Origin of the sequence: Pigmentiphaga sp., from assembly GCF_019689535.1 — a bacterium.
Lineage (GTDB): Bacteria > Pseudomonadota > Gammaproteobacteria > Burkholderiales > Burkholderiaceae_B > Pigmentiphaga.
Genome location: NZ_JADGHH010000173.1, coordinates 1 through 7485, shown reverse-complemented (window position 1 = coordinate 7485; position 7485 = coordinate 1). Strand labels below are relative to the sequence as shown.

5 protein-coding genes are annotated in these 7485 nt (G+C 65.6%); 3 read left to right on the top strand and 2 right to left on the bottom strand.

Features of this window, described 5'->3' with window-relative positions:
- Positions 1–15: 15 nt before the first annotated feature.
- The 3 genes from IRZ12_RS13850 to IRZ12_RS13840 all read left to right on the top strand — a co-directional run bounded on the left by IRZ12_RS13850 (position 16) and on the right by IRZ12_RS13840 (position 4676).
- On the top strand, positions 16–879 hold the full coding sequence (locus tag IRZ12_RS13850) for a Ku protein (RefSeq protein ID WP_296469483.1): 864 nt from the start codon (positions 16–18) through the stop codon (positions 877–879).
- A 21-nt stretch (positions 880–900) separates the two neighbouring features.
- The gene (gene ligD, locus IRZ12_RS13845) at positions 901–3321 is read left to right on the top strand and encodes a DNA ligase D (RefSeq protein ID WP_296469481.1); all 2421 of its coding nucleotides are present in this window, start codon (positions 901–903) and stop codon (positions 3319–3321) included.
- A gap of 476 nt (positions 3322–3797) precedes the next feature.
- The gene (locus IRZ12_RS13840) at positions 3798–4676 is read left to right on the top strand and encodes a FapA family protein (RefSeq protein WP_296469479.1); all 879 of its coding nucleotides are present in this window, start codon (positions 3798–3800) and stop codon (positions 4674–4676) included.
- 120 nt (positions 4677–4796) lie between these two features.
- Here the strand turns inward: IRZ12_RS13840 and lpdA are convergent, their stop codons facing one another.
- A complete protein-coding gene (lpdA, locus tag IRZ12_RS13835) occupies positions 4797–6221 on the bottom strand; it encodes a dihydrolipoyl dehydrogenase (RefSeq protein WP_296469476.1) in 1425 nt (474 codons plus the stop codon).
- A gap of 13 nt (positions 6222–6234) precedes the next feature.
- Complete coding sequence (odhB, locus tag IRZ12_RS13830) at positions 6235–7461, bottom strand: 2-oxoglutarate dehydrogenase complex dihydrolipoyllysine-residue succinyltransferase (protein WP_296469474.1); 1227 nt, start codon at positions 7459–7461, stop codon at positions 6235–6237.
- Positions 7462–7485 lie beyond the last annotated feature (24 nt).

Below are 7485 nucleotides of genomic sequence, written 5' to 3'. Positions count from 1 at the left end.
GCGAAGGGGACGGCCATGGCCACGGCACGCACACTCTGGAAAGGCGCTATTAGCTTCGGGCTGGTCCACATTCCCGTGGGGCTTTATACCGCCACGCAGGAAAGCGAGCTTGACTTCGATTGGCTGGACAAGCGCAGCATGGATCGCGTCGGCTACAAGCGCATCAACAAGCGTACCGGCAGGGAAATCTCCCGCGAGAACATCGTCAAGGGAATAGCCTACGAAGACGGCCGCTACGTGGTCCTGTCCGACGACGAGATCCGCGGCGCGTATCCGGAGTCCACCCAGACCATAGAAATCGAGACCTTCGTCCCGGCCGGACAGATTCCCTTCATTTACCTGGAACGTCCCTACTATCTCGCCCCGCTGGGGAAAGGCGCCAAAGTCTACGCCTTGCTCCGGGAGGCGCTGTTCCAGACGGGCAGGATCGGCATCGCCCGCGTCGTGATCCAGACCAAGCAGCACTTGGCGGCGCTGGTGCCAGCCGGCCCAGGGCTGGTATTGAATCTGCTGCGCTGGGCGGACGAGATCCGTTCCTGGGAAAACCTGGACCTGCCCGAGGAGGGCCCCCGGGCCGAAGGCATCTCGCCGCGCGAGATGAAAATGGCGGTGCAGCTGATCGAAGACATGGCCGGCGAGTGGGATCCGGAGCGATACCGCGACGAATTCAAGGAGAAAATCCTGCAATTGGTGCAGACCAAGATCGAAGCGGACGAAACCGAAGCCGTCACATCGATTGAATCCATGGAGGAAGCCCGACCCACCGCCGACATCGTGGACCTGACCGAGCTGCTCAAACGCAGCCTGGAGAAAAACAAGAAACCCTCCCCCACCCGCGGCGGCTCCGCGCGCAGCGGAAAGAGCAAGCGCAGCGCCTAGTCGGCCCAGGAAACGCGCGCCATGGCCAAGCGCGACAACCTGCGCGCCTACCGTGACAAGCGCGACTTTGCGCACACCCCGGAACCGAGCGAGGGCGGCACGCGGCCGGGGCAGGCGTTGAGCTTCGTCGTCCAGCGGCACGCCGCGCGGCGGCTCCATTATGACTTCCGGCTGGAGTTGGATGGCACCCTCAAGAGCTGGGCCGTGCCCAAGGGGCCCAGCCTGGATCCGGAGGTCAAGCGCATGGCGGTACAGGTGGAAGACCACCCGCTTTCCTACGGTAGTTTCGAAGGCCGCATCCCGAAGGGGCATTACGGCGCGGGCGAGGTCGCGATCTGGGACGCCGGAACCTGGATCCCCTTGGAGGATCCCCGAAAAGGCTATCGCGCGGGCAAACTCAAGTTCGAGTTGCGCGGTGCCAGGCTTCGTGGCCGGTGGGCCCTGGTACGCATGCGCACGGCCGACAAGCAACCCAGCTGGCTGCTGATCAAGGAGAAAGACGCCTATGCGGTTTCCGGACCGCAGGCCGAGGCCGAGGAGGCGTCTTCCTCAGTCCCGGCCTACGATGCGCTGCCCCCTCGCCTGGCTCCCCAGCTCGCTACGTTGGTGAACGAGGCGCCGCGCGAGCACGCGCGGTGGCAATACGAGCTGAAGTTCGACGGCTATCGATTGCTGGCCCGCATAGAAAACGGAGAAGTCTCGCTCTTCACCCGTACGGGGAAGGATTGGACGAATAAGCTGCGGGAGCTGCGCGACGCCTTGGTTGCGATGCGGCTCGCCGATGCCTGGTTGGACGGCGAAATCGTGGCGCCCGACGAACACGGAATCCCGAGTTTCCAGGCATTGCAGAACGCGTTCGAATCGGGTGCTGCGCGCGGCGTTGTTTATTACGTGTTCGACATCCCGTTCTATGCAGGGCGCGACTTGAGGACGTTGCCGTTGACCGAGCGCCGCGCCACGCTGGAGAACCTGCTTCGCGGCTCGGACGGCGAGTACGTGCGTTTCAGCGAAGCCTTCGAGGCCGCGCCGCGCGACCTGGTCGCCTCGGCCTGCAGGCTGGGGTTCGAGGGCGTGATCGGTAAACGCAAGGACGCCGGCTACCGGTCGGGAAGATCCGCCGACTGGATCAAGCTCAAGTGCCAGAATCGGCAGGAGTTTGTCATCGGCGGCTACACCGATCCCAAGGGCACGCGAGCGGGCTTCGGGGCGCTTCTGCTCGGGGTGTATGACGACGACGGCCAGCTACGCTACGCAGGCAACGTGGGGTCCGGCTTCGACCAACGCACGCTCGTCTCCCTGCGGCAGCGCCTGGACCAGTTGCACGCGCCCCGTTCTCCGTTTCAGCGCAATCTTGCCGGGCTGCGGAAGTCGCGTTGGGTCCGCCCGGAGCTCCTGGCCGAAGTCTCCTTTGCAGAGTGGACCGCGAGCGGCCATATCCGCCATGGGGTATTCCGCGGGCTGCGCTCCGATAAACCGGCGAATGCCGTCATGCGGGAGCGGCCAGCGTCTCCCCCCAAGGAGTCGGACAGCATGCAAAGCAATGGACTGCCCTCCTCTTTCCGCGTGACCCATCCGGGGCGCGTAATCGACAAGCAAAGCGGCATCACCAAGCTGCAGCTCATCCAGTGCTATGCCGCCATGTCGCCCCTGCTGCTGCCGCATTTGCGAGACCGCCCGGTGGCCTTGGTCCGTGCGCCTGACGGCATAGGCGGCGAATTGTTCTTCCAAAAGCATGCCGATAAGGCATCGCTGCCTGGCGTGGTGCGCCTGCCTCAGGAACTGGATCCCGGCCATGCGCCGCTGATGAAGATAGACGATCTCCAAGGGCTGCTGTCGGCGGTCCAGATGAATACCATCGAACTGCACACCTGGAACGGGACGGACCGCGCCATCGGCACGCCGGATCGCATGACGTTTGACCTGGATCCCGGAGAAGGCGTGAGCTGGGCGCGGATCCGGGAGGGAACGCATCTCGTCCACGCATTTCTCCAGGAGCTGGGATTGCCGGCGTTTCTCAAGACTAGCGGCGGCAAAGGAATGCACGTCATCGTGCCGCTGCGGCCCCACTACGACTGGGATACCGTCAAGGCGTTCTCACGTGCCATCGTGCGCCACCTGGCCGAAGCACTTCCCCGTCACTTCGTTGCCAAGAGCGGGCCGCGCAATCGGGTAGGCAAGATTTTCATCGACTATCTGCGCAACGGCTTCGGCGCCACGACCGTATGCGCCTGGTCGGTGCGCGCACGTCCCGGCCTGCCGGTCTCGGTGCCCGTGGCCTGGGACGAGCTCGATACCCTTACCGGTTCCGGACACTGGACGCTGTATGTCCTGGGCGAGCGACTGGCAACGGGCAACCGGCCGTGGGCCGATTACGAGCGTACGCGCACTTCGCTGGTCGATGCGATGCGGCGCATGGATTTCGATCCTAAGGAGGATGTTTAGCCGCCCGTGGGCGGCTTGACGCATTTTGCACAACTGGTAGGATCGCTGGGACGCCTGCCGTGTCCCGACGGCGTTCGAACGATTCTTCGTGTCCCGCTCCCGCCTCCTGCCGGGCGGGAATGCCGTGTAGCCCCGTGTCCGCGTCGATTGCCCGCCGTACCTGCCACAGTCCTTTGTTGACGGCCCCTCGCCTTTGGCGCGTGGCGTCAGGCCCCGCGATGCACGGCGATTTCTTTCCCTGCCCCTATTCCCGGCCCTTGCGCGCCACCTTCCTCGACGCCCAGGAAGTGGCGGCTCGTTCCGCCTACGCGCGATCCAAACCCGGCTAATGCCCCTTCCGGCGCGAGCCCTTCGCGCCCATCCCCATCTTCGAGGCCCACGACCGCCCTTCCCTGCGATGCGCGGTCTCGCGCCATCACGGCACGCCCCCCGCCAACGCGAGGTCGCGCCCTGTCGCTCGTTTTGCTGGATGGTTCATGGAACTCACCAAGAATTTCGTCAAAGCCAAGAATCCCTGCGCCGGCGGCTACCGCTGGTTCATCCGCCGCCATCAAGGCCAGGGAGATTACCAAGCCCTGCTGGATGCGCTCGTCGCCGACGGCCGCATCGACGATGCCTGCTGGTTGCTCGATCAATTCGGCCCGGTCGACCTGGTCCTGCAGGTCGATGCGATCGACGCCCACGCCATCGTCTTTGCCGGCACGCTCGAGGTGCGCCACGGCATCAATGTCGATACCATCGTGCGCACGGGCCGCGACTTACGCACGAGCGGCGGCGTGCGGGCTGGCACGGGCATCGTCGCCGGCGGCGACATCGACGCGGACGGCAACCTCAGCAGCGGCGGGCACATCCGCGCAGCAGGCGACATATCCGCCGGCTGGGGCATACGCGCCGAAACCGATCTCGAGGCGGGCGGCGCCTGCCGGGCCAAATGGGACGTTTACGCCGGCCATGCCCTGTCTGTCCGGGGAATGCTGCACGCCGACGGAAGCGTCCATGCGGGCCGCTCCCTGCATTGCGGCCGCAGCATCAAGGCAGGCGGCGATGTCATCGCCGCGCACGATCTGTTCGTTTCCCAGGGAATCCTAGCCGGAGGCCTCATCGAGGCCGGAAACCACATCGAGGCCGGATGGGGGCTCAAGGCCGGCGCAGACATTTCCGCCCAGGGGGCGATCCGCGCGGGAGAAGGCATCGAGGCGGCGGGAGAGATACGCTGCGGGGCGGGCTACGGGATCTATGCCGGCCTGCTCGTCAGGCGTGACGCCTGGCCCTGCAGCGCACGCGTCACGGCCGCACGCCGGCCCGAAGCACTGGTCAGCGGCCACTGGGATGACGCGGGTCCGGCCTCGGGCTGACACCATCGCACTAGCCCGGGTCACCCGGCCGGGGATAAAAAAACGGCCTCGCTAGGCGAGGCCGTTGTGCGGTGGATGGCGAGGCGGCATATCGTCGCCGCCTCCGCTCCTGGGCGTTCGTCAGAAGTTCAACGCGCGCTTATCCACGGCCAGGGCGGCTTCCTTGACCGCCTCGGACAGCGACGGGTGCGCATGGCAGATCCGTGCGATGTCTTCCGACGCCGCGCGGAACTCCATGGCGACGACGCATTCCGAGATCAGTTCGGAGGCCTGCGGGCCGATGATGTGGACGCCGAGGATCTCGTCCGTCTTGGCATCGGCGAGCACCTTGACCATGCCCGTGGTGTCGCCGAGCGCACGCGCGCGGCCATTGGCCAGGAACGGGAAGGTACCGGCCTTGTAGGCACGGCCCTCGTTCTTGAGCGCCTGTTCGGTCTTGCCCACCCAGGAAATCTCGGGCGAGGTGTAGATGACCGACGGGATGGTGTCGAAGTTGACGTGCCCGTGCTGGCCGGCGATGCGCTCGGCCACGGCCACGCCCTCTTCTTCCGCCTTGTGCGCCAGCATGGGCCCGCGCACCACGTCCCCGATGGCCCAGACGTTGGGCAGGCCGGTGCGGCATTCGTCGTCGACGACGATGAAGCCCCGCTCGTCCAACTTCAGGCCCACGCCTTCGGCGTTCAGGCCTTGGGTGTTCGGCAGGCGGCCGATCGACACGATCAACTTGTCGACGACCAGCGACTGCTCGGCGCCGGCGGCGTCCGTGTAGGAAACCGTCACGGTCTTGCCGGTCTTGACCTCGCCGATCTTCACGCCCAGGTTGATCTTCAGGCCCTGTTTGGTCAGGACCTTCAGCGCTTCCTTGGCGATCTGCTCGTCGGCCGCCGGCAGGAAGTTGGGCATGGCCTCCAGAATGGTGACTTCCGCGCCCAGGCGGCGCCAGACGCTGCCCAGTTCCAGTCCGATCACGCCGGCGCCGATGACGCCCAGGCGCTTGGGTACGCTACCGATGGACAGCGCGCCGTCATTGGACAGGACTTGCTTCTCGTCGAACGGAAGGTTGGGCAGCGCGCGGGGGCTCGAGCCCGTCGCCACGATCACGTGCTTGGCCACGAGTTCTTCCTCGGACGGGCCGGAGACCTTGACCGACCAGCCGCCGTCCACCTGGCCGGAGAACGAGCCGGTGCCGTGGAAGAACGTGACCTTGTTCTTCTTGAACAGGAACAGGATGCCATCGTTGTTCTGCTTGACGACGGTATCCTTGCGCGCCAGCAGCTTGGCCAAGTCCAGGCCGAGGCCCTTGACCTCGATGCCGTGGTCGGCGAAGTGATGGCCGGCGTGCTCGTAGTACTCGGACGACTGCAGCAAGGCCTTGGACGGGATGCAGCCAACGTTGGTGCAGGTTCCGCCCGGGGCCGGTCCGCCCTTGGCGTTGCTCCAGGCGTCGATGCATGCCACCGACATGCCCAGCTGGGCCGCGCGGATGGCCGCGATGTATCCGCCAGGGCCGGCACCGATGACGACGACGTCGAATTGTTTCGCCATGATTCCGTGCTCCTTAGATGTCCAGCAGCAGGCGCTGCGGATCTTCCAGGGCTTCCTTCATGGCGACCAGGCCCAGCACGGCCTCGCGGCCGTCGATGATGCGGTGGTCGTACGACAGGGCCAGGTAGTTGATGGGACGGATGACGATCTGGCCGTTTTCCACGACGGGCCGCTCCTTCGTGGCGTGCACGCCCAAGATGGCCGATTGCGGCGGGTTGATGATGGGCGTGGACAGCATGGAGCCGAATACGCCGCCGTTGGAGATCGAGAAGGTGCCGCCGGTCAGCTCTTCAATGCTGAGCTTGCCGTCCTTGGCCTTCTGGCCGAATTCGGCGATCTTCTTCTCGATGTCGGCCAGGCTCATCTGGTCGGCATTGCGCAGGATGGGCACGACCAGGCCACGCGGGCTGCCTACGGCGATGCCGATGTCGAAGTAGCCGTGGTAGACGATGTCCTTGCCGTCGACCGAAGCGTTCAGGATGGGATAGCGCTTGAGCGCGGCCACGGCAGCCTTGACGAAGAAGGACATGAAGCCCAGCTTGACGCCGTGTTCCTTCTCGAACTTGTCTTTGTACTTGGCGCGCAGGTCCATCACGGCCTGCATGTTGACCTCGTTGAACGTGGTCAGGATCGCGTTTTCGGCCTGCGATTGCAGCAGGCGCTCGGCGATGCGGGCGCGCAGGCGGCTCATCGGCACGCGCTGCTCGGGGCGGCCGTTGACCAGCGTGGTGGCGTCATTGATGATGGGGACTGCCGGCTTGGCGGCAGGACGATTCTCGGCAGCGGCCAGCGCGTCGCCCTTGGTGATGCGGCCTCCGCGGCCGGTACCGGCCACGGACTCGGGCGCGATGCCTTGCTCGGCCAGCAGCTTGGCGGCGGCGGGAGAAGGAATCGAGGCAGCAGGTGCGGCCGCGGGTGCTGCGGCAGCAGCCGGGGCCGCGGCCGGCGCAGGTGCGGCGGCGGGCGCTGCAGCCGGCGCTTCAGCAGCGGCGGCCTTGCCTTCGGTATCGATCTTGGCGATCACTTCTTCAGACGCAACGGTGCTGCCGTCGGCCTTGACGATCTCGGCCAGCACGCCGTCGGCGGGTGCGGGCACCTCCAGCACGACCTTGTCGGTCTCGATTTCGATGACGATCTCATCGCGAGCGACCGCTTCACCGGGCTTCTTCTTCCAAGTCAGGAGCGTGCCTTCCGAGACCGATTCGGAAAATTGGGGGACTTTAACGTCGACGATTGCCATGTCTGTTATTCCGCAAATGGGGAG